Below are 23466 nucleotides of genomic sequence, written 5' to 3' on the forward strand. Positions count from 1 at the left end.
GGAGCGGAAACGCCTGACGGAAGTCAGGATCCGACGGACGACGCCGCCCGTCGAACATCGCGGCTGCGTCGGCCAGTTCACGACAGCCGGGTGAGACACTCCCGACAGTAGGCCACGTCCGCCCGATTTGTGGCCCCACAGACCGGACAGGCCATGACTGACGACCGATCCGGCTCGAAACTGGCCCCGGACGCGACCGCGCCGAGCGCGTCGTCGAGGTCGGCAACGGCCCGTTCGTCCCCCCGCGTTCGCAGCCATTCGTCGACGAGGTCGTCGTCACGCAATCGTTCCAGCCCCCGGACCAGTCCCAGAAAGAGCAGCGTCGGTGCGATCATGACAGCTATAGCGACGAGGAGTCGGCCGACGGTGGCGTACGGTTCCGGCACAGCCATCGCACGAGCCGATACGACGACGGGTGTAAAACGTCTGTCGCCGGCTGTAGATTCGGCTGGTCGGACTCGTCGCTCACTGATCGGGGTTCCGACAGAAGTCGGCGATTCGCTCGCCGTTCAGTCGCTGATGAACTTGTTGTCGCGCCAGTTGACGCCGGTCTCGCCGGAGCCGTGCTCGCGCGGTCCTTCCACGACCTCGATGTCGGCCGGCCGGGGCTCGCCCTCGACGATCCGTGTCGCCTCGAGATCGCCGTTTCGCTCCGAGATCGCAGTCAGCGTCCCCTTCTCGGCGGCTTCGGCGATCTCACAGAGCACGAGGAACATCTCGTACTGCAACAGCGAGTTCTGCAGGACCGTTTCCCGGTCGCCTTTGAACGCCGCGAACTCGACGAGCTCGGACTCGATTTCCTCTTCCTCCTCTTCGTCCCAGCGGAACGAGTTGCGGCGCTCGTCCGGATCCTCCTCGTAGACCCGGTTTTCCGTGACGCTCGCTTTCAGCTGGGCCGTCGGCGTGTACTTGCTGACGGATTCGTCCTCCGCGACGGCCTTGAGAATGAGCGTGTTGTTTCGCCGCGTGATTTCAACGTCCTCGATTCCGTCCGGAAACATCGCCTCCTCGATATGATCGCGAAGGTCTTCGAGGGGCAGTTCGAGCGTCGAATGCAGCCGATATACGTGTCTGGATTCCTCTGTTGACATAGTGGGAAGGTGTGCGGCGACAGTCGCTGGGTTTCTAGTACGAGGGCGCGACTTATATGATCTGCTATTAAATACGTGACCGACTCGTCCGGATAAATTTAACTCCGGATGACGGGCCGGTATTACTCCGCGTTGAGCGTTTCCGCGAGTTCGCCCCGCTCCTCGAGTTCAGCGAGGATGTCGGAGCCGCCGACGAACTCGCCATCGACGAACGTCTGGGGGATCGTCTCCCAGTCGCTGTGTTCGGCAAGCGCCTGACGGTACTCGTCGAGGGACTCGAGGACGTCGACGGTTTCGTACTCGTCGCGGTACTGGTCGATCAGTCCAAGCGCGCGCCGGGAGTACCCACACTGGGGCATCAGTTCGGTCCCCTTCATGAAGAGGACGACTTCGTTTTCCTCGATGGCTTCTTCGACGTGTTCGTCGACCTCCTCCTGGTCGAGACCCTGGTTCGGTGGGAAGTCCATACACCAGCATACGGTGGTAGTCGGGATAGGCCTTGCGTCATCGAGACCGGCCGAACGACGCGCAAGCGCGGTCAGTCGGCCGTCGGTGGCGAGCTGAGGACATCGACTTTCTCCGCGGCGTAACCGAACACGTCGCGGTAGCCGTTCGGGGACATGAGTACCGGATAGAACGGCTCCTCGGCGACCTGCTCGTTCCCGTCGGCAGCGGCGAACGGGTCGCCGGACTCGACCTCGGTGAAGTTCTCGACGAACACCTCGTAGGTGTCGGCGTCCTGCTTGCGGATGACGTTCGTCAGCCGGTAGATCGGCAGCTCACGACACACCGTGTCGCCGGGCAACGCACCGACGGCGGTCAGAAACGCCCGGGTCAGCCGATCGGCGTTCTGGGCGGCCGTCTCCGATCCCTGCATGCCACACTCGACCTCGATCGTCTCGATCGACGAGAAAAGGCGTCCCTCGGCGAAGTTACTCGTCTCGACGAGCGCCGTCACGGGTAACTGTGGCACGATCTCCGTTGCGGTTTCACTGACGCCGTTGACGATGGCGAACGGCTCGGCGTGGCTCTGTGTCGAGTGCATCGAGAAGGTAAGACAACCCTCGAGTTCCCCGACGAGTTCGTGTGCGAGTCTGCTTTCGTGGGTCTCGGCGTTCGGATCGCCGGGGAACGCACGATTGAGGTCCTCGTCGACGAACCGGACCCGTCGCTTGAGCGCTTCCTCGTTGGCGACGATGAGTTTGACCGGCCGTTCGACGGTCGGGCGTTCGTCGAGCAACCGCTCGACCGCTCGAACGCCACACGGTTCGTCGCCGTGAATCCCCGCGACGACCGCGATTTCCGGCGTTCCCGAGCCGATCTGTGCAACTCTCATTCTCTACTAGCTTGCTAGTTGTGCTACGTGTTCAAAGGCGATTCGGTCCGTCTCGGAACCGTTCGCTCGAGGGGATCGATCGAACTCACGCCCTGTCCGGAGAGCCAATGAGCCGCAACCCATACACTTACGCAAGCTCCGGGCCGTCATCGATTGCTCCATCTAGATCGGACCGAACGGCTTCGATCGCGGACTCACAGGTCTCGGAAACCGGCTGCAACAGCTCTTCCCGAAAGTCAGCTTCGGTATTCGATTCGTGTTTGCTCGTGAATAGCCTCTGCTCGTCGGTCCAGCACCCGAAGGTGCCATCGGAACGGCGCTGGGTCTCGAGAAATCGGACGGCGTGAGCAACGACGTCCCCGTATTCCTCGACAACGGGGGTCTCCGAAAGCTCTCGCAGATACGTCGCCCCCTGTTCCAGGCTATAGTTGGCAAAGAGGGCGAATACGTCTCCGAGTTTTACCAGGTTTTCAGCTTGACTTCGGTAATCGATCGGTCGTCGGTTCGCCTCGGTATCCAGTTCCGGCCAAGCATCGGTCAGCGCTCGAGCGAGCAGTCCCCCGACGATCGTGGGGTGGTAGTAACACCGCCACGTTTCGTTTTGGTTCTGCCAGTCGGCCGGATCGTAACCGACGAACCGCTTTAGTTTCTCCGGACTATCGACCGGAAACGATAGATACCCGTCGTCATCGACGTGGTCGAGTATCCACCCGAGGACGAACCGAACGAATCCCGGTGGAAGCTGGCGCTGCAACACGCCACACAGGAGGAGTTCTGCCACGAGGTCGGTATGGCCCTCGGCGATAAATCGGAGTAGCAACCCCTGCAGTACGGACGGATAGTCGTACGCTAACGGTTCGTCGGGGAACTTGTCGCTTCCACTGCCGAGGTTATGATAGTAGAGTAGCTCGTGGGTCAGACCGAACGCGTCGTTCTGTCCGACCCGTGCTGGACTCAGATAGCGGTTGACGTTCCCCTGGTCGAGTAACCGCCGGAAATCGAGCGGATGGTCAGTATAGCCGTACATCCGACAAATGTGCCACAGGTCGAGTTGTCGAGATGGAGGGAGACTCGTTGCCCAGGTCTCCGGCCATTCGAGCACGTCGTTCAAGACGCGTTGTGCGTCTCGATCTAACTCATCGATTTCCGCTAGATACACGAGCGGATAGCCGATTTTATTGAGTTCGGTCGGAGTACGCACTAGTAAGGAGTAAAACGATTCATCGTTCGTTCTCGATACCAACAACTCTTTGAGCTGTGGTGTTGTGACGTCTCCCTGCATCTCGGCGACATGCAGGTAAAGCGCAGCCTCTGTGAACGCCTTTCGACGAATCTCCCGTTTTTCAGGTATCTCCCCCAGTGAGGGATCGAACCGATGAACGTTATTTTCGAGCCACGTGTCGGCGTGTTCTTTGAACGCCGCCGATCGTTTCGGTACCGCATCACGTCTCACTGGTTCCGGAACCGGTATATTAGCTTTCTTATCCATAATAGTATCCCATCCGTCAATCACGAATCCGTCCTGTAGTTCGAGTCACCGAGCCGTCCCGCGATGTCGTTTCCGATCAGTACTTTCCGTTCCGTCTCGAGTTTTCGAGTGCTCTCTCACCCGGTCGCGTTTTCACAAACTAGCTCACATCAATGCAACACATGTATTTAATATTTTCTTATAGTATAATAAATACTATCGCAGGGGAATTATCAAGAAGGACGTTTCGGTCCTGATCCTTTTTGAGAGGACCGTAGTTCGAACTCACTCGAAACGGAGGATCGAGGGAATCGAATCAGGGCGTAGTAACCGAAGTATCGTATATCCGATCCCAGCAGTTCCGACAAATAAGACCGGGTTAGTGATCCCATCGACACTTCCATTTGCCACCCGGTAGGTATTCGCTCTCCGTCGTTTCGTTATCGTCTCTGCTGCCAATTGTCGCGCCTTTTCGATGTATTCGGTGTCGAACTCACGCCCTAACTCGAGGAGAAAATCGATCTGTGCGAACGTTCCGTGACAGATCGGGTCTTCCGGCGCGACGTGGGGTGAAAAGCCACTCGTAACACGTCTTAGATCCCGCTCAAGTGTCTCAGATTGGTAATATTGCAAACTTCCGAGTCGTGCGTTTCCGATCCCGACCAGTCCGTAACACCACCAGTGAGAATAATGTTTTATCCCCGAAAAGTTTGCTTTCCAGTTGTTTTCATACTCCGAGTAAAACAAATTCTCGAACGAAATTGCATTGTCCGCCGCTTCCCGAAACTCTTCGCGCCCGGTATGATGGTACAACCGATACAGGGCGTAACTGATCCCTGCAACGCCGTGTCCCATCCCGGTGGAAGTGCTAAGGATACCCTCCCCGTTGCTCGTATCCCACAACTTATACTCTCCCCACTTATCGTATCGGTTAGCAAGCAAGTGTTCACCGCAGCGAACGGCTTTATCCAGCGCTTCGCGATCGTTTGTGCGTTCCCAATGCCGCAGTAATCCGATCGTCGTGCCAGCAGCTCCGAGCAGCAGGTCGTACTGCTCGTCCTGCGCTATCGTCTCCGCCGATACCGCCGCCACTAGGTCCTCCGCTCGGTCCCGATACCGACGCTCGCCCGTCAACTCCGAAAGCAAACTCAAGCCATAGATCACCGACCCGGCTCCGCAACCTGCTCCGATGTATGTACTGTCCAGTACGTCTTCTGCCGCTCGCTCGAGGAGGGGTGTAACTGCCTTTTCGACGCAGCGTTGATACAACTCATCCCCGAACTCGGTGTACATTGCAGCGAAATACACTGCAATACCGATTTGTCCACAGTAGAGGCCGGTTCGCGTCTTCAAATTCAGTTTCCGATCGGACGCTCCGTAGCCGAACCGGCCGATGGTTCCGTCCGCAAAGGTTACGCCCGACTCTCGTACGGTACTGAATATCGATTCCGCCTCACGACGGAAGTCGTCGGCCTGCAATGGTGTTCCCGTCATATTTTATCCTCGGCGTGTGCCTGATCCGTTATACGCGATCGCTCCAAGGAGCCTCGGAGCAACCCTCGCTGCCAGTCGTTATCGCTTTCCGTCATGTCGGAAATTCTGTCCGAGAGACGGTCAATACCGGTTCGGTTGGTTAATTCCGGAAGGACGACGTTACCATCGAAATACAGCCCGCGGTCGTTGGAATACACCGTGAATTTCGGGATATCACCCCTTTGGAGCGCTTCTCGCTCGGCCGCGATTATCTTCTCCCACCGCTCCGGATCCATTTCGGACAGTTTCGTTTCCCGTCTGAAAATCGGTTGCTCTCCCCGCATAGACAGGACTTCCTGAAGTTTGTAATCGAAGATCGCACCGCTGCGCAAATATTTCGGAGAAGTGAGCGTTTTCAGGAGTTCATCGTATGCTCTCGAGCTGCGGAGAAGGATCCTCGTCTCTAGGCCGTCGAAATGAGTCGTTGTTTTGACTTTCACCCGATCCTTGGCACCGCAGATGGCGGTATACACGCTTTCGAACCCATCAACGATCTGGTCGACGAATCGCTCGGGTCGCGCCGGTTCTCCGGCGAGTGTCGGAAAGTTTTCTTGTGGAGGGTTCACTGGAACGTAGTACTCGATGTCCATCGCGTCGGTGTTGATGTGGTTCCAGGTGAGTTGGCGGGTAGACGCTTCGTGACCGTCAATTCCGTCGATACCCGAAGATCCTTCGGGGACGGCATCGTACGGCAACGCTCCGGTGCCTAGAACGGTGGCGTTCATCATGTGGTACCGGATCTTCTGTTCCATCTTCCGGGAAGGATTCTCTACCGCTGAACTGTCCATCGCGAGAACGGTCTCCGGATCGACGAGAACGGGTGATTCCTTCGCCGCGATTATATTCTCGTAATGGCAGTCGGTGACATTAAGGACATAGAGGATGCACAAGAGGGCACCAACACCGCGATAGTAGTCCGCTACGGCGGTGACCTCCGAGTGGTCGCTCCGTTCGATCTTCTCTACCCACCCGTACCCGTCCCTATTGAGCAGGTTCGGTGTTTCGAGAACTGGTACCGTTTCGAACTCTTGGCAAAGCCAGGATTCGAATCGATAGAACGCGCTTTCAGGGTCAACGTTCCGTGGTTTGTATAACACCTCGACCCCGGCCTCGAACTCGATTAAGAGCACGCGCTCTCCTCCGCCGTGTGCGTCTCCTACCGGAGAGACACTCGCTATCCGTTCTGCTTCTCCGAGATCGAACGTCGAACGAATACGTTGCAGATCGTCGTTCAACCTCGATAGAAACCGGGTGAATATGGATTGCCACTGTTGAATGCTGATCGTGAGTAGTTTCGCTGCCATCGGGAACTCTTCGAAGAAAGACGCCGCCCGACCGTCGACAAAAGCAAGAACGTATTCATCATACCAGGCGGTGGAGTTCGGCGAACGACGATCGGTTCTAATAACGTCGGGGTCGATATCGTTTATATATGTTAAGAAATCGATGTGTAATGCTTGCGCCGCAACATCCGCAAGTCGGTTCAACAATAATTGCTCGAAGTCGCCCAGTCCTGCAGTCGTTAACCGCTCCGTGTTCACCGTATCGATTACAGTCTGGCGGCTGTACTCGACGATCGGCCAAAAAATATCCTCGAACGGGACCTCGGTACCGATTCGATCCGGCACCTGCGCCACTTCACCGGTCGTAGTCAGTACGCTCAGTACATCCCTGAACTCGGCGATCCACTCCGGGAGGCTCTCGTCCTCCGGCCACCGATCGAAGCTCACGTAGCGATTTATTTCTTCGCTACGTCTGTCGTAGCGAGCATAGATGCGACGTCGATCGCTCTCTCCAATTTCGTCAAAGAACTCCTTCTCATGCCCTGTTACACCTTTCTCGCTCTCCCCAACGTGATCGTTCTGTATTCGATTATGTAACAATTCTGCCGACGCTGCGATGGTATGATAATCTACGTCCATTTTTCAAGGGTTATTACGACTTCTCTTCTTTACCTCACTGTTTCATTCATTAATCCATTAATAATTACTTAAATTATTCTATTAATATTATTAGCATTTCTCCAGCTAGAACAACCCGGGGTTATTGGACGATCTCGTGAGCACGACTGTCGATCGGACTCGAGCCCGCACGGAACGCGGGAGCGTGTCGTGTTCGACCCTTGTTCGGTTGTGGCCGACATGTCACTGTTTCCATCGTAGCTACAATCCGTCGGAGGCGCTAGATGCGCACGTTCGCTTCTCGGAGGTGACTGAAAGCGTCGGCTTCTCCCCGCGTGAGTTACGCTTGCCGGACCCGGGATGTGCTCGTTACTTCGACGTGTTTCGAGTATCGTGGAAGGGGCCAGCCGCCGAAGGAGGTCTGAGCCCGGCAATCGCGTGGATCGAACCATCGCTTTTCAACTTGGTAAATAACGTGTAGGGGATGGCCAGCGACCGGTTAGGTGGTTGATTTATCAGTCGTTACCCGATGCGACAGCGCACGACAGCACGTAGCAGGCTTGATGCCCGTCTTCGTGAACGTCATTGACATCGCGGTTGTGTTTGACTTCGAACTGGTCGACCGACGTGAGTTCTGATTGTTCGTTCATTGGTCTAATTGTCGGAGTACACGAGGCACGTTGCGATCGGACAGCCAGCGACGGGGCCCGACTCGTCGAACTCCTCAGTTACATCGCGGTTGTGCTTCGTTTCGAACTGTTCGACCGCCGTATTACTGGGTTGTTCTCTCATTATTATTTCTCATTGATGCTGGTCCCCCTACGACATGTGTTCTCACGTCTAATCACTTAATATTTTCCCTGATATGAATATATTCAACAACTTGCGAATACATAAATGCATACATGAATAATAGATATAATTTATGAGTATAACCATAGTATACTGGAAAAATAGCGCACAAAGTATTCTGTTGTACCGGTGAGTGCGAGCGGCGTTCGACAGGACCGGTTATCGAAGGATCGATTCGATCCGATCACGAACCGTTTCCATCTCACTGCTTCGAATGGAAGTACCGGGTTTGTGTACTCGGTCAATATTTTCAAAACGGTTATTGTCGGTGTCGGTTGCCACGAACACCGTAATACCGTCTTCGAGAAATCGGCAGAACAATCGCACGTCATCGGGAGCGTCTCGAAGACACTGATCGGTCAGCTGAAAGGTGAACGCCTGGAGAAACGGTGGTCCAGCAGCGGTTGGATCGGCGATGCATTCGATATCGCGGGGTGCGAATCCGAGGTCGATCATTGCGTCAAAGATAGCCTCCAAGTAGGGGCCTTTCACGTCGATGTTGGTCTCGTACGTAACGGTATCCGTTGGAGTAACGATCTCCACCGATGCAATCGCGTTCACACTTGCGATCGTTCTCGGCGTTTCCCACGGGATAGTAATCGACGCTGATCGAGTTTCGGTTAGTTCGGTGTATTCCGGCGGATCACTCACCAACACAAATCGATCGATTTCCGTCCGTCGAAACGTATCTCGTTCTCGATAGGGAGCCTCGAATGAGAGGAGAACCTCTCGCACGTTCCACCGGCATCTCTTTCCGGAGAATAGGATCTCAACGTTGACGTTCTCGTTGAGAGTAACGGGTCCGGCCGGAATCTGGACCTTGACTTCTTTGTTGTTCGTTTCGTGAGTCGCGATCACGTTCTTTCGTTCCATAATTTACATACTGTATTTTATTATATAATATTTGGCTACTATATTCGATATTTATCAGCCAATGCTCCGGAACAGCGGTCCGGTGGCGGTAACGGGTGGTGCCAATCAGCCTAGCACGTGATCGATGATCCGAAGATCGAAGGGGCCGGGGATCAACTGTTCTCTCCCGGTGACCGCCACGAAATCGCCCCAGTGGGAACGAATGCGCGTTCCCAGAGAAAGGGAAGCCGACGGAGGGACGTCTAGTAGTGACCGAGCAGCGCCTTCTCGCGGGCTTTGATCCCCGCACGGTAAAAACAGTAGTACCCGACTGAGAGGTAGATCACGCTAGTAGCGACGAGAATGCCAATATCCGTGATGGGAAACTCCCCGAGTCGGACACCGTTTTCCATTGCGACCCGTGTGAGGTAACTTCCGTGGGTTATCGGCAGGATCTTCAGCCATTCGACAGTTCCGGCCGGCGCGGCGATCAGCCCAACGAACCCGAACTGCACCAATTGGAACAGGTTCTCCACGCGTTTGTAGACGAGTGCGAGTCCAGCGAATAGAAAACCGATGCCGAGAACGGAAAGCAGTGTCAGGACCAACAGTGGACCGACGGTCAGCGGATTGATGACAAGCCATCGTCCTGTTAGTAGCATCATCAACAGCAGTAAGGAAATCCCCCAAAGAAAGCTTATACAGACATTGATGACCGCTTTGACGCCCATGACGGTCCCAAATCCGTATGGTGACATAAACAACCGTTCTAACGTCCCCCACTGAGCCTCACGTGTGACGTTCCACGCCAGCCCCGAATAGGCAGTAATCGAAAGCGTGAACAGAAAGAACCCGACGATAATCCCGTCCAGCGAGTCGGTTATTGTAGGGCCTGCTATCGCTTTTCCTCCAAAAAACACCAGTACAAAAAACGTAAGCAGTGTGAGAAACTGCGTTGCAGTATTCACGGGATATCGCACCAGCAGAATCAACTGTTTGTAAAGGACGACCTTTACGAGCGCCGTTAGTGATGGGTCGGTGTCGCCGGCTGATTCGGAGTCCCCTTCGGTATCAGCGGTCGTCACCGGTACTCACCTCCGTGGAAACGCTGGCCGAGGCAGCGTTCTCGGGTACAGATGACGACCCTCCAGTCTCGAGTGTCTCGTCGGCACCGTTTCTTCCGCTGTCTTCGATGCTCGTATCCGTTATTTGGAGGAAGATATCCTCTAAATCCGGCTTCAAGGATTCGATATCCAGAATATTTTGTCCGGTCCTCTGAAGAATATTCATGACCTCGTATATTTCGTTTCCGTCGGTCGCGGTGAACGTGATGGTGAACTGTTTGTCCTCGTCGGAATAGTCGACATCGACTACCTGTTCGAGACGCTCTCGGGCATCCGTAGAGAGTGTCGATTCGACGGTGATTTGATACTGGCGGGTGCGGAACACCTGCAGTAGTGCGTCGACCTCATCGTACTCGACGATCGAGCCTTCATTGAGTACGAGTACGCTGTCGCAAACGCTTTCGATTACGTCCATATCGTGGCTACAGAGCACTATCGTTACGTCTTCACGGTCAGTGAGACGGCAGAGCTCCGTGCGGAGCTCTAGGGAGGTTTCGATATCCAGGCCGAGCGTCGGCTCATCCATAAATACGACTTCGACGTCACGTGCCAGCGTCGACGCTAACGATACTTTCTGCTTCATGCCCCGTGAGAGATCTTTTACCGGCGTATCAGCCCGGTCGACGAGACCGAACTGCTCGAGAAGTTCGTCGTGTCGATCACGTACTGCAGTCGGATCGTCCCCGCCGAGCCCGGCGAAAAAAGAGAGGTTCTCCCGAACAGTCAATCGCCAGTAAACGTTTCTAGCCCCTTCAAGAATCGCCCCGATCTTCTTGTATGCTTGATCGGGTTGGTCGTGGACGTCCACCCCACAGATCTCGACGGTCCCCGCGTCAGGAACGACGAGTCCGAGCATCGACTTGATCGTTGTCGTCTTTCCTGCCCCGTTTGGCCCGAGTAGCCCTACGACGGTCCCTTTTTCGATCTGAAAAGTGATGTCGTCGACGGCGGTTACAGTAGTCGTCCCGTCTTCGAAAGTCTTCCGTAGCCCCTCGACCCGGATCGCCGGTGTCTCGACTGTTCTCATCAGTCACTCGTTTATTGTTGTCATTCTCCAATTCCTTTAATTTTACCTGCTATGGTATTATAGATGGTTCGGCCGGACGCATCATGACGGTTGACTGCACTCTCCCTCTCTTTGCCGCTCGAGTGGCTGGAGTAGATGACTTCTTTTGAGTGAACGGGAGGAAGGAAAACGGAGAGGTTGCGTTATGTGATCTCGAGTTTTCGACGACCAACTGCAGCACCGAACAGGACGATGCTCAGGCCGATAAATACGATCGGGACACCCATCTCGATGCTATCGCTCGTCGATCCGGCGAAATCAACAGGGACAGCACCGTTAAGCGGGCCGGCATACCACAGGAGGAGATAGAACAACTCGAACAACGTCGACGAGCGGGTCCAGATACCCGCTGCAATCGCCAGTGATGGGGCGAACAGAACGCCACTCGCGTAACCCAGTACCGCACCGAGGTGCCCAGTCCCGACGAACAGAACGACCATCCCACTGCCGAGACCCATAGCGATGAGAACCCCGGCGAGCCACTCCGCAACGATCTGTCCGATCGGATATTTCGAGGAAAGTACCAGATCCGTTACCTGATTTTGGCTCGTTCGGACACCCATTGCGGACCAGATGAACAACGGCCAGATGAACGCGATCGGCAACAACTGTTTCCGGAACGGTTCGATCGAACCACCCGTCGTCCCGACGTTTACGAGGCCGATGATCGGAACCACGACGAGTGCCATTGCTCCGACGTACCACCACCACGGCTGTCCGCGGAGTGCAAGTCGAAGCTCTGCGGCGACGAGCCGCCGGAAGCCGCCAGCATCACGGTCTCTGATGGGCGTCAGCGAGATCGAATCCGCGTCCGGTTGTTCGAACGTCTCCTCGACGGCAGCGTTATTCCGACCAATACCGGGAAGCGATGGAACGTACTGTGACAACCGTTTGGTCTTGCTCCAGCCGCTAACGGACAGCGATGGAACGAACCGTGACAGCCATCCGGAGTCCGTCGCCGGATCGCTCGATTGGAGTCGGTCGAAGGGGACCGTCGCTACGAATACGATGAGAAGAGATGAGATGATAAGTCCGGTTCGCTGTGGAAACACCCAGACAGGCCAGTTCCCTCCCTCCCAGCGGAACGTCCGATCGCCCTCGAGCGTTCCGATGTTCGGGGGACGACCGCTATACCCCGGGACGGCATCGAGCAACGCGTTCGCCGTCATCTCGTAAACCGCGATCTGTCCGGTTAGATCCCCGGCTTTCACCCAGATCGGGAGTTCGTTCGGGAGTAAGCCCTGCGCGGCAACGAGCGAAATCGGGACGACGGTCGCCATAAGAAGGAGATAACAGATGTTTCCGAGGCTCCCGTTCAGCCGATCGATCGTTTCGAAAAGGAGCGCTATCCCGCCGACGAGAGCGGAAATCGGGATCGCAAAAACGATCAGCGGAACCAAAAGCGCGACTGGATCCGTCGTTCCGACACCGTGGACCGCGTGGTTGACGATCGTTGCAACGCCCAGCGTCACGACGATGACACCGCCAAGCGCGACGTTGCTCAGCCACTTCCCGAGGATATAGGTCCGATCCGACACCGGCGTGCTTGCGACCAACTGGGAAACGTTGTGCGTCCGATCGCGTGAGAGCGTATTGTTCATCAAATAAAATCCACCGAAAATCAACACCAAGGTCCCGGTTAGCCCCGCCTTCATCCCGATAAACTCCGCCGTCGGCTCCCCGTGGAAGTACGTTACCGTGTCTCCATCGCGGATCTGGTAGGCGAGTTCGATCTGCCCGACGTTAACCAGAAAACCAATATACGCGATCACCGCAAGCGCAACCAGGAGTCGGCGCGATCGGATCCGTTGCAGGAAATCCGCCCGCGCAACGTGGTACAGTCGCCGCATTTTAGACCACTCCCTGTTGATCGACCGTGTCGAGGTAGGCATCCTCCAGCGTCGGCGTAACTCGTTCGGCGTCGTCCGTCGGCGGCGTCTCGGCGATCAGCCGGACCTTGACCCCGTCCGAACGCTGGACGGTGCTACAGACCTGATACTGCGATTTGATCCGGGAAAGCTCCGAGCGCGGGACGATACACTCGTACACTTTCCCCGATACTCGGTTGACAAGCTCCTCGACCCCCGTATGGGTTATCAGTCGGCCGTTGTCGAGAAGCGCAATCGTGTTTGCCGTCGCCTCTACGTCCGGAACGATGTGTGTCGAGAGGATAACGACCCGATCGGTCGCGGTGTTCGTCAGGGCACTCCGCAAGCGGACGCGTTCTTCGGGATCCAGTCCGACCGTCGGCTCGTCGACGATGAGCAACTCCGGATCGTTGAGTAGCGCTTGTGCGATTCCAACCCGTTGGCGCATCCCGCCGGAGAACGTCTTTAACTTTCGAGAACGGACATCGACGAGGTTCGTGAGCGCGATCAGCTCGTCGATACGGGCGCTTGCCGTTTCGCTATCGAGACCGCGTAAGGCTGCCATGTACTCGAGAAACTCATCGAGCGTCAGATCCGGATACGTGCCGAAATCCTGCGGGAGATAGCCCAGTATCGGTCGGACTTTCTCGGGTGATTCGACGATGTTCGTCCCGTTCCAGTATGCCGTCCCTGTCGTCGGCTTCATAACGGTCGTGAGGATCTTCATCAGCGTTGACTTTCCCGCCCCGTTCGGCCCCAAAAGTCCGTGGATCCCGTCCTCCAACTCCAGGGAAATGTCACGGATCCCCCAGGTGTCCTGTCCATACTGCTTCCCGAGTTGCTCAGTCCGGAGCTTCATATTCATCTACAGTACAAATGCGCACTAATATTTTTATGCTAATACTATTTTAATCAATTAATCCGCCGGCACCGGTCCGGAGAACGCCCGGATACGACCGAATACGTCATCCAATAGACGTAATACGTATACAGTGTAAGGGGAGTGCTTATTCCGTCGTAGTTCCAGAGCCAGAGTAGATGAACTACCCGTACGGGAGATGCCAGAACTGCGGGGAGCGGCTCTACGAGCACGTCGATGGGGGGTATCTGTGTCCGAACTGTGAGACGCGGTACCCTCCCGACGAACTCGACGAGCAAGCGCCGTAACTGGCTCTCGGACGCTGGATGGGATACACACGCGGTACTGCGAACGCCACAGTGAGGCAGTCATGCACGGGGGAAACCGATCCGCCGTACCCGTCTCGAGTCGGTCGTACCGGGGACGGCCCGTACGAGAGCCGTCGCCGGTTCGTATTCGGTCCGTTCCGTCGGTTCCTTGACCGCGATCAGTTTCCAGAAGCCGGGGGCGTTCAGCGTCAGTCGGCAGCGTCCGGACTCGTCCGTTCGCGTCCGTTTGGTCCCGGCTTCGACGACCGCGTTCTCGATCGGCCTGTTCGTCTCGTCGCGGACCCGGACGCCGATTCCGTCCCCGACCGCCACCGTCGATCGCTCGAGTTCGAGAACGAGCTGTCTCGACACAATCATGGGTGGTGGTACCACCTGTAGGGGAAAAGAATCACGTGGGACTCGAGCGAGCGACCGGAACCGAAATCGGTTCGTTTAACCTTCCGAACCTACAACGTTGCGGTGCGTGCGAGGGTAGCCAAGCGGCCAACGGCGGCGGACTCAAGATCCGCTCCCGTAGGGGTTCGTGGGTTCGATTCCCTCCCCTCGCACTGCTCACAGTGCGGCAAGACGGAGCGTCTTGCCCTCGCAACGCTTCTGAGATGATCGAAACGATAGTTGCTACTGGCGTTTCCGATCCGCTCCCGTAGGGTCTTTGCGAACGAGCAGCGCCTCGCGCTGTCTCGTGAGCAAAGGCAGGGAAGTCGCAGCACGCGAGTGAAACGAGCGTGACCGTCTTCCCGTGGTTCGTGGGTTCGATTCCCTCCCCTCGCACTGCTCACAGTGCGGCAAGACGGAGCGTCTTGCCCTCGCAACGCTTCTGCGGTGTGACGCGAAACGCGAGCCGTGGCAAGAGTCAGTCGGGTCGGACCAGTCGGAATCACGACCGCTTTTCACGACGGGGAGCAGACGATGACCAATGAGCGAACGCGATCCACAGCGTCGGGCGACCGTCGCCGCCCGGGCGGCAAACGCCGGCGCTGACGTTGCCATCGACTCGTTTCGGACGGCACTCGACGTCGAGTACAAGGACGGGAAGACGGACGTCGTGACGCAGGCGGACAAGGACGCCCAGACGGCCGTGATCGAGGTTATCAGGGAGACGTTCCCGGACGATCCGATCGTCGGCGAGGAGGACGACGAACTGAAGCAGGTGCCCCCGGAGGGACCGGCCTGGATCGTCGATCCGATCGACGGGACGAACAACTACGTCAACGGCATCCGGTCGTTCGGAACGGCGGTTGCGGCGGTTCGGGACGGGGAACCCGTGGGTGCGGCTACGGTCTGTCCCGCGCTGTCGGATACCTACCGCGTCGGTCCCGAGGGAGCGGTCCGCAACGGCGAGCCCCTGTCGGTCAGCGACCGCGAGGATCCACAGGCCTGTACCGTCTGTCCGACCTACTGGTGGGAGCTCGATCAACGCGAGCAGTACGCCGCGGCGACCCGTGCGATCGTCTCCCGTTTCGGGGATCTACGCCGGGCCGGCTGTGCACAGCTCGAGCTTGCGATGGTCGCGACGGGGGCGATCGAGGGCGTCGTGACGAACAGGCGAGCAAATCCGTGGGATACCGTCGCGGGCGTCGCGCTCGTCCGCGAAGCCGGCGGGGTCGTCACCGATCTCGAGGGGAACCGCTGGCGACACGACAGTCAGGGACTGGTGGCCTCCAACGGGGCGATCCACGAGGAACTCCTCGCGGCCGCCCGCGAGATCGACGCGGCATGACGACGGCGTGGGGATCGGGGACGGCGTCGGACGTTCGGGCTCCCGGGTCACTGACCGCGAAAAACCGGAAACGGTAAGCGGCCCCCACGACGGGTATCGGGTATGTACGAGTACGTCGAGCGGTACGGCCCGGAACGGATCTGGGCCGCGACCGTCGCGCTTCTCGCCGTTGCGGTAACGCTCGCTGCGATAACGTTCCCGCAGCGGATTTACATCGACATTATCTGGCAGTACTTCTGGGGGCCGGTCGTCGCCGACGCGCAGGACATGAACTGTATCGCCTGGGCCGGCGGCGAGCAGGTCCCGTGTGGCGAGGCGGGTCCCAACGCCGGTCCGACCGCCGAGCCGGGATACACGTTCGTCTCCTATGCCGGCTACATTCCGACGCTCGTCCTGTTTCTGACAGGGATCGTCTTTCTCGTCGGCCGGCTCGATATCGATCGCTATCGCGCGGGCTTTTACGGCCTGTTCCCGTTCATGCTGTTCGGTGGGGCGCTCCGGGTCGTCGAGGACATGAACGTCGCCGCCTACCGCGTAACCGGCGAACTCGCCATCCAGTTGCCGTGGGTCGGTATCCTCATCAGTCCGCTCATCTACTTCACGGTCTTTTTCGTCACGCTTGCCGCCGTCGTCGTCTCCGTCTGGCTCGACCGAAACGGGTACGTCTCGGGCTACGAGTATCCGCTGGCTGCGATCGGGACGGGGTTGCTCGCGGTCACGGTCGGCTATCTCGGGTTCACTGCGGCCACCGAACCGTACGGAACGTTCTATCCGTGGCTGCTCGTGACCACGCTCGTCGGTGCAACCGCCGCTACGGCGGTCACGTGGGGTGCGATCGTGCAGTTCGCACCCGAGATCAACCGAGGCACGCGGTATATGGGGATCGTGGTCATCTGGGCGCACGCGGTCGACGGCGTCGCGAACGTCATCGGACTCGACTGGGCGACAGCGTTCGGTCATGCACACAACCTCCGTCCGAAACATCCGATCAACGAGGCGATCGTCGACGCCACCGGCTCGATACTGCCGGAAAACATCGTGGCGGTCACCGGAGCGGCCTGGCCGTTCCTGCTCGTGAAGTTGGCCGCCGCAGTCCTCGTCGTCTGGATCTTCGACGAAACCGTCTTCGAGGAGAGCCCCCGATACGCAATCTTGCTGATGATTACCGTCGTCGCCGTCGGTCTCGGTCCCGGCACTCGCGACATGCTCCGGGCGACGTTCGGCGTCTGACCGTCTGCACACGGTTTCCGTTCAGAGCCCTCCAGACTCAGCTGCCGCCCAGCGGTCGCCGTCCTGTCCTCGACGCGTCTCATCCGGGGCGGCTCCTCGGCGAGGGTCGCAATTCGCCCCCACAGGCGGGATCAGGGTTCTCCCGGCCGTCCCGATCCACTCACCGGTACAGATCGAGGGACCGGAACACGACGCCGAGCAACACCGCGACCGGGACGACCTCGAGCCGGCCGATCCACATGTTGACGATCAACATCGCCTTCGCGCCGTCGGGCATCGTCGGACCGGTGATCCCGGAGTCGAGACCGACGTTGCTCTGGGCGCTCATCACGTCGAAGATGACGTACTCGAGCGGATGATCCGGCGAGAGCAGCCACAGGAGTACGGAAACCCCGATCACGAGGCCGGTCACCCAGAGGACGAACACGACCATCGCTTCGGTGTACTCCCGCTGGGTCTGGTTTTCGCTGAGGCTCCGCTCGCCGATCCGGAGCCGTCGAACTGCGCTATCGGGCCGGTACACGTTCCCGATCTGCCAGGCCGTTCCTTTGACGAGCGTGATGACGCGGATGAGCTTCAGGCCGCTGACGGTCGATCCCGCAGCGGCACCGGTGAGCATCCCCAGACACGTCACCAGCGTCGCGCCGGCCGTCCAGACCGGTTCCGTTCCGTTCCCGATCGTCGCCGTCCCGAACCCGGTGTTCGAGGTCGCGGAGACGAACTGGAAGAGGGCGATCCGGAACGTCTCCTCGAGCGATCCGTACTGATCGTTGGCCGCGAGGACCGCAGTCAGCGCGAGCGAGCCGAGTCCGAACCAGAGGAACACCCAGCGGGTCTGGATGTCCTTGTAGAAATTGCGGAGTTCGCCTTTCAGAATCAGGTAGTGGATCGGGAACGCGATACTGCCCGCGACCATGACCGGCACGACCGCGTACTCGATAAGGGGCTCGTTGTAGTGGCCGATCGAGGCCTCGTGGACGGAGAACCCGCCGGTGGCGATGCCGGTCATGGCGTGGTTGATCGCGTCCCAGCTTCCCATCCCGACCGCGAGAAACAGCGCGATCGAGGCGAGCGTCAGCCCGAGATAGATCTTCCAGATCTCCGTGACCGTGTTGACGATGCTCGGATGGATCTTCTCGGAGCGGGCCTCGCTCTCGTAGAGGGTGAGCGATCCGCTGCCGGGGCGGGCGAGGATGGCGACGGTGAGGACGATCACCCCGACGCCGCCGATCCACTCGGTGAACGAGCGCCACCAGTGCAGCGACATCGGGAGGTCCTCTTCGCGGGCGGCCATCGTCAGTCCGGTCCCGCTGAACCCGCTCATGCTCTCGAACACTGCGTCTAGCGGGTTGAGAAAGATCATCGTCGTCTCGTCCGTCGGCGGCGTGTTCGCCCACGCCGGGAACGGATCGAGCGCGATCGTCCACGCGATGAGTAGAAACGGCAACCCGCCGAGAACACCGACGATCGCCCACGCGCTGGCCGCGGTGACCATCGCCTCGAGCTTCTCGGGCGTCGCCGCGTCCCGGTACCATCGCGCCAGTCCGACGCCGATACCGCCCATCACGAGCGCGGCGACGGCGAAGGCGGGCACCGCGAAGAACTCGCCGACGACGACGGCGACCAGTATCGACGCGACGAGCATGAGCGAGACGACCTGCAGAATGCGGCCGACGTCGCGGCCGACGGTTCGATAGCGTACTCTCATACCTGATCGTCAGTAAACGCCGCGACGGCGGCCTCGAGCGCGGCGTCGTCGGTAAACACCGTCACCTGATCGCCCGCCTGAACCGTCGTCTCCCCTTTGGGAGCGCGGATCTCGCCGTCGCGCTCGAGGGCGACGACGAGACAGCCGTCGGGCAGTGCGCCCGATTCCGTGGCGGCCATGAGACGCTGACCGTTCATCGGCGCGGTCTCGGTGACTGTGAGTTCGACCAGTTCCGTCTCGTCGTCGAGGTCGACGAAATCGCTGACGCCGGGGTAGCGAACCGAGTGATAGAGGTAATCGGCGATCAGCCGCTGTGGGTTTTCGATCAGCGTGACGCCGATCTTCTCGAAGATGGGGAGGTTACCGGGATCGTGGACGACGCTGACGAGGTTGGGGACATCGTGTTCCTGTGCGAGCAACATTACCATGATGTTGACCGCGTCGACGTCGGTCGTGGAGATGACCGCGTCCGCGCGGTCGATCTCCGCGTCCCGGAGCGTCCCGTGGTTCGTCGCGTCGGCGTTGAGCGTCAGACAGTCGTACTCCGCCGCGATCTCGTTGGCTCGCTCCTCGTCGCTTTCGATGACGACGACGTCGTTGCCGTCATGTACCGCGAGCTCGATCAGGTTCGAACCGATGCTTCCGCCGCCGACGATGATGAGATACATCGGTCGGGATCACTCCGTTGAACCGCCGGTGTCGGCTCGAGGTCCGACGACAGGACGGTCACTCGCCGCATATCGGCTCTCGGATACGGCTTCGACCGAGCCGTCTTCGATGGCGGTCCGGCCGACCGATCGGATCGGCCCGGCCGTTCCGCGTCCGATCCGGCTGTTCTCGTGTTCTCTGTCGGGCGTACAGTAGTGCATCGGTCTTTCTCGTGAGTGGGGTTGTTGATTCGTCAGTAAATATCCTTCTAATCTACTGATTCAGTAACGGTGCTAATACGATAGGTATCGGATATGCTATCGACTGCTTGGAGACATGCTCCTCCAGCGGGACGATCCACGGACAGCAAAAGGCAGCACCCTTCACGGCCACCGACGTACCGGCGGCTATGAGCATTCGCCTCGACGAAGTGAACAAACGCATCATCCACGCGTTGATGGGGGACGCCAGAAACACGTCCGCGCCGATGATCGCCGACGAAGTCGGCGTCTCCCCCGCGACGATCCGGAACCGTATCGCCCAACTCGAGGAGGCCGGCGTCATCAGGGGGTATCACGCCAACGTCGATTTCGACGCCGCCGACGGACTGCTCTCGACACTTTACGTGGCGACGGCCCCCCTCGACGACCAGCCGCGACTCGCACAACAGGCACGGACGATCCCCGGGGTCGTCAACGTTCGCTCGTTTGCGACCGGACGGGAGAACCTCCACGTTCTCGCGGTCGGCCGCGATATCGACGCGCTCACCGATATCTCACGGGAACTCACGTCGCTCGGACTCGAGATCGACGACGAAAAACTCGTCCGAACGGACCGGTTCCAGCCGTACCAGCCGTTCGGTCCCGACGAGACTCCCCAGCAGTTCTCGGATTACATCAGCCTCGCCGGCGGGAACGAGGTCGTCGAGATCACCGTCGCCGAGGACGCGCCGATCGTCGGAATGACGCTCGAACGCGCCGGACGCGAAGGCGTTCTCGAGGACGGGATGCTCGTCGTCTCGATCGAACGGGACGACTCCGTGCTGACGCCGACCGGAGCGAGCGCGATCCAGGCCGGCGATCTGCTGACGGTGCTCTCTCGGGGCGGCATCACCGATTCGATGCTCGAGGCGTTCGAAGGCGGAAACCGCGAGTCGTAGCCGCGCTCGTTACTCGTCCGACCGATCGCCGAACAGCCGCTCCCGGAGCGATCGCGAGGTCGGCCGCTCGGCCAGCAACACGGCACACTCGACCTCGTTGACGACGTCGTAGGCGAGCGACCCCCGAAGCAGCCGCGAGAGGAGGCCGCGTTCGGTCGCCCCGATGATGACGAGCGAGTGATCGCGAGCCGCCGTTGCGATCGCCTCCTCGACGTCGCCGGACGTATCGACCCTGATTGTGGCGTCCTCGAGACCGTGATCGGCCGCCCACTCGCTCAGGAACGCCTGTCCGTCGGCCCGGGACCCCTCGTCGACGGCGTGCAAGAGCGTGATCTCGGCACCGGACTGGTCGCGAAGGTAGCGGGCAACTTCGGCGCTGAGTTCCGAATCCGGGCCGCCGGCGGTCGGAACGAGCACGCGGTCGGTCTCGAGACCGCGATCGTTGAGCACGAGGAAATCACACGGGAGATCGTGCGTGAGTTCGTCGAGGGGGCGTTCCGCACGCCCGGCCGACCAGGGACGGTCCGGCCCCCATCCCATCACGACCGTGTCGGCCTGCTCCCGTCGGGCAACGTCGAACACTTCCTCGAACGAGCGGTGTGAGACGACCGTCCGAACGTCGACGGGGACCTCGAGCGTTTCCGTGCTCTCGCGGACCCGGTCCATCAGTGCCTGTGATTCCTCGTCGATCCGCTGGACGTGTTCTGACCCTTCGGCAAGCGGCGTCTGGTCGGGGACTTCGACGATGTGGACGGCCTGCACGACCCCGTCGTTGGCCTTCGCGAGAACGCTCGCCAGCTCGAGCAGATCGGACTCGGTCTGGGGGTTCGAGACCGGAACGACGACGGTGTACTCGTTCCCGCCGGACGGCTTGGCGACGGTGGCGGCGGTGACGGCCGCGTCCGGCATCTCCTCGGGCCGCGAGAGGATGTAGTTGCTGAGTACGCCCTCGCGATCGGTCTGATGGCGTGCGTAGACGCCGTACCATGTCACGGCCAGGACGACGAACAACAGCCCCAGCATGATCTCGATCTCTTTCATGAAGCCGATCAGGCCGAGCGAGAGGACCAGGCCGAGAATCGGAGTAATGGGGTACAGCGGAACCGTAAAGTCGGGGTCGTACTCCGGTACGTCGGCCTCACGAAACACGATGAGGGCCGCGTTGATGAGCGCGTAGACGATGAGATGGAGGACGCTCGCCGCCTTCGCCAACACCTCCAGTTGGCCCCCGAGGACGGCGATGAACACCACGATCATCCCGCCGGTGACGGCGATCGACCGGTACGGCGTGGCAAACCGGGGATGAATCTCGTTGAGCCAGTTGCTGACGATCTTGTCCCGGCCCATCGCGAAGTTGATCCGCGCGGAGGCGAGGATCGACGCGTTCGCGCTCGAGGCCGTCGCCAGCAGCGCGGCCAGCGTGATCGACGTGATACCGACCACACCGAGGTTGCCGGCGAAGATGATTTCGGCAACGTCCGACATCGGCGTCTTCTCGCTGATCGCATCGTAGGGGATGATCCCGACCATGAGCCCGACGAGAATCGCGTAGATACACATCACGATGGCGACGCTCCCGATGATGGCGATCGGGAGGTTTCGGCCGGGGTTTTTGAGTTCTTCGCCGATCGTTGCGATCTTCGCGTAGCCGAGATAGGAGACGAACACGAGCGCCGCACCGGGCAGTACCTCGCCGTAGCCGAGCGGCGCGACGCTGCCGTCGACGAGGACCGTTCCCCAGTCGAACGAGAAGTAGCCGACGACCGCAAAGACCGTCAGAATACCGAGCAGCAACGTAACGATGGCCGTCTGGACGCCGCCGGTCTCCTTTGCGCCGATGTAGTTGACGCCGACGAACACGACGCCGGCGATCAGCGCACCGACCTGGATGTCCGAAAGCACGAGCGGTCCGAGAACGATCGTCGGGAGGAGTTCGACCGCACCGACGCCGGGAACCGTGACTACGACGCCCTCGAAGAGGTCCGTGAGGTAGCCGCCGAACCCGATACAGTAAAACGCGCTCGCGAAGGCGAGTCCCATCCAGTCGCCCATTCCGGATATCGACCCGAACAGCGGGCCGAGCGCCCGATTGATGTAATAGTAGCCACCACCGGCTTTGGGCATTGCCGTTCCGAGTTCGCTCACCGAGAGCGCGTTTATCATGGCGACCGAACCGCCGATGAGAAACGAGAGCACGACGATCGGCCCTGCTTCCTGAGCGGCAGCCCCCGGCAGGACGAAAATCCCCGCGCCGATCATCGTCCCGATACCGACCGCAAGCGCCGAGAACAAGCCGAGATCCTTGGCGAGCTCCTCGTCGTCAGCCATTGCCATCACCTCTTGGCAGGTCAGCCGTCGAAACCCGCGACAGGTTTGCTCCCATAGTTGTATTCACTATCATTTGAGGATCATCCGTTGCCGATGTTGAACCCGGAGGCGACCGATACGCGTCTTCGTCGCGAGAGTCGGGACTGAGCGAGTGTATTCCGAACCATAGTAAATCGAAGCGTCACTCGCCTCTTAATTGGTTCGTTTGCCGTCGAACAAAACGGACCGCGACGAGCGGACCGGTTGTCTACTGCCGTCGGGGTCGATACGTCGCCGCTCGAGGGGTTATCGCGTTCGGTTCGAATGCTCCACCGAGTGCTTGAGAATTTGGGTTACTGCCCACATGGCCCACAGAAACACCACGATCACGAACGCGGCCATCTCGACTCGAACG

20 protein-coding genes and 1 tRNA gene are annotated in these 23466 nt (G+C 59.2%); 5 read left to right on the top strand and 16 right to left on the bottom strand.

What is annotated here, in order from left to right; all coding sequences use genetic code 11:
- Positions 1-77: 77 nt before the first annotated feature.
- From TX80_RS01450 to TX80_RS01505, 12 genes are all read right to left on the bottom strand, one after another.
- A complete protein-coding gene (locus tag TX80_RS01450) occupies positions 78-392 on the bottom strand; it encodes a DUF7577 domain-containing protein (RefSeq protein ID WP_049921097.1) in 315 nt (104 codons plus the stop codon).
- Positions 393-509: 117 nt separating this feature from the next.
- Positions 510-1091: a DUF7110 family protein gene (locus TX80_RS01455; RefSeq protein WP_049921098.1), complete on the bottom strand. Its 582-nt coding sequence runs from the start codon at positions 1089-1091 to the stop codon at positions 510-512.
- Between the two features lie 122 nt (positions 1092-1213).
- Positions 1214-1558, bottom strand: coding sequence for a glutaredoxin family protein (locus TX80_RS01460; protein WP_049921099.1), 345 nt, complete (start codon positions 1556-1558; stop codon positions 1214-1216).
- A gap of 71 nt (positions 1559-1629) precedes the next feature.
- On the bottom strand, positions 1630-2427 hold the full coding sequence (locus tag TX80_RS01465; protein ID WP_049921100.1) for a succinylglutamate desuccinylase/aspartoacylase domain-containing protein: 798 nt from the start codon (positions 2425-2427) through the stop codon (positions 1630-1632).
- Positions 2428-2554: 127 nt separating this feature from the next.
- Positions 2555-3940: a DUF6895 family protein gene (locus tag TX80_RS19625; protein ID WP_230198658.1), complete on the bottom strand. Its 1386-nt coding sequence runs from the start codon at positions 3938-3940 to the stop codon at positions 2555-2557.
- Between the two features lie 240 nt (positions 3941-4180).
- On the bottom strand, positions 4181-5389 hold the full coding sequence (locus TX80_RS01475) for a lanthionine synthetase LanC family protein (RefSeq protein WP_049921102.1): 1209 nt from the start codon (positions 5387-5389) through the stop codon (positions 4181-4183).
- Entirely contained in the window at positions 5386-7350 is a 1965-nt protein-coding gene (gene lanM, locus TX80_RS01480; RefSeq protein ID WP_049921103.1) for a type 2 lanthipeptide synthetase LanM, read from the bottom strand. Before lanM ends, TX80_RS01475 begins: the two co-directional genes overlap by 4 nt.
- Positions 7351-8340: 990 nt before the next feature.
- Positions 8341-9054 carry a sporulation protein gene (locus TX80_RS01485; protein ID WP_049921104.1) on the bottom strand — a complete coding sequence of 238 codons (714 nt, stop codon included), beginning with the start codon at positions 9052-9054 and terminating at the stop codon, positions 8341-8343.
- Between the two features lie 242 nt (positions 9055-9296).
- A complete protein-coding gene (locus TX80_RS01490; protein WP_049921105.1) occupies positions 9297-10118 on the bottom strand; it encodes an ABC transporter permease in 822 nt (273 codons plus the stop codon).
- Positions 10105-11184, bottom strand: a complete 1080-nt coding sequence (locus TX80_RS01495) for an ABC transporter ATP-binding protein (RefSeq protein WP_049921106.1) — start codon at positions 11182-11184, stop codon at positions 10105-10107. Before TX80_RS01495 ends, TX80_RS01490 begins: the two co-directional genes overlap by 14 nt.
- Before the next feature lie 182 nt (positions 11185-11366).
- Positions 11367-13073 (bottom strand): ABC transporter permease, encoded by a 1707-nt coding sequence (locus TX80_RS01500; RefSeq protein ID WP_154658549.1) that lies wholly within the window; start codon positions 13071-13073, stop codon positions 11367-11369.
- Position 13074: 1 nt separating this feature from the next.
- Positions 13075-13950, bottom strand: a complete 876-nt coding sequence (locus tag TX80_RS01505; RefSeq protein WP_081661380.1) for an ABC transporter ATP-binding protein — start codon at positions 13948-13950, stop codon at positions 13075-13077.
- A 179-nt stretch (positions 13951-14129) separates the two neighbouring features.
- On the opposite strand from TX80_RS01505, the gene TX80_RS19915 reads away from it, so the two are divergent.
- Entirely contained in the window at positions 14130-14258 is a 129-nt protein-coding gene (locus TX80_RS19915; protein ID WP_268258127.1) for a hypothetical protein, read from the top strand.
- A 60-nt stretch (positions 14259-14318) separates the two neighbouring features.
- Here TX80_RS19915 and TX80_RS01510 read toward each other — a convergent pair whose 3' ends face one another.
- Positions 14319-14636, bottom strand: a complete 318-nt coding sequence (locus TX80_RS01510) for a carboxypeptidase-like regulatory domain-containing protein (protein WP_049921109.1) — start codon at positions 14634-14636, stop codon at positions 14319-14321.
- A gap of 108 nt (positions 14637-14744) precedes the next feature.
- On the opposite strand from TX80_RS01510, the gene TX80_RS01515 reads away from it, so the two are divergent.
- The 3 genes from TX80_RS01515 to TX80_RS01525 all read left to right on the top strand — a co-directional run bounded on the left by TX80_RS01515 (position 14745) and on the right by TX80_RS01525 (position 17229).
- A tRNA-Leu gene (locus TX80_RS01515) sits at positions 14745-14827 on the top strand.
- Positions 14828-15195: 368 nt separating this feature from the next.
- Positions 15196-15999: an inositol monophosphatase family protein gene (locus TX80_RS01520; RefSeq protein WP_049921110.1), complete on the top strand. Its 804-nt coding sequence runs from the start codon at positions 15196-15198 to the stop codon at positions 15997-15999.
- 102 nt (positions 16000-16101) lie between these two features.
- On the top strand, positions 16102-17229 hold the full coding sequence (locus TX80_RS01525) for a DUF63 family protein (protein WP_049921111.1): 1128 nt from the start codon (positions 16102-16104) through the stop codon (positions 17227-17229).
- Positions 17230-17389: 160 nt separating this feature from the next.
- On the opposite strand, the gene TX80_RS01530 is transcribed toward TX80_RS01525, so the two are convergent.
- Both TX80_RS01530 and TX80_RS01535 read right to left on the bottom strand, forming a co-directional pair.
- Positions 17390-18937 (bottom strand): TrkH family potassium uptake protein, encoded by a 1548-nt coding sequence (locus TX80_RS01530; protein ID WP_049921112.1) that lies wholly within the window; start codon positions 18935-18937, stop codon positions 17390-17392.
- The gene (locus TX80_RS01535) at positions 18934-19605 is read right to left on the bottom strand and encodes a potassium channel family protein (protein WP_049921113.1); all 672 of its coding nucleotides are present in this window, start codon (positions 19603-19605) and stop codon (positions 18934-18936) included. Before TX80_RS01535 ends, TX80_RS01530 begins: the two co-directional genes overlap by 4 nt.
- 389 nt (positions 19606-19994) lie before the next feature.
- Here TX80_RS01535 and TX80_RS01545 point away from each other — a divergent pair, with 389 nt between their 5' ends.
- Positions 19995-20744 (top strand): Lrp/AsnC family transcriptional regulator, encoded by a 750-nt coding sequence (locus TX80_RS01545; protein WP_049921115.1) that lies wholly within the window; start codon positions 19995-19997, stop codon positions 20742-20744.
- Positions 20745-20753: 9 nt separating this feature from the next.
- Here TX80_RS01545 and TX80_RS01550 read toward each other — a convergent pair whose 3' ends face one another.
- The gene (locus TX80_RS01550) at positions 20754-23072 is read right to left on the bottom strand and encodes an amino acid permease (RefSeq protein ID WP_049921116.1); all 2319 of its coding nucleotides are present in this window, start codon (positions 23070-23072) and stop codon (positions 20754-20756) included.
- Between the last annotated feature and the right edge of the window lie 394 nt (positions 23073-23466).

The sequence above is a fragment of the Halopiger djelfimassiliensis genome, from assembly GCF_000455365.1.
GTDB lineage: Archaea > Halobacteriota > Halobacteria > Halobacteriales > Natrialbaceae > Halopiger_B > Halopiger_B djelfimassiliensis.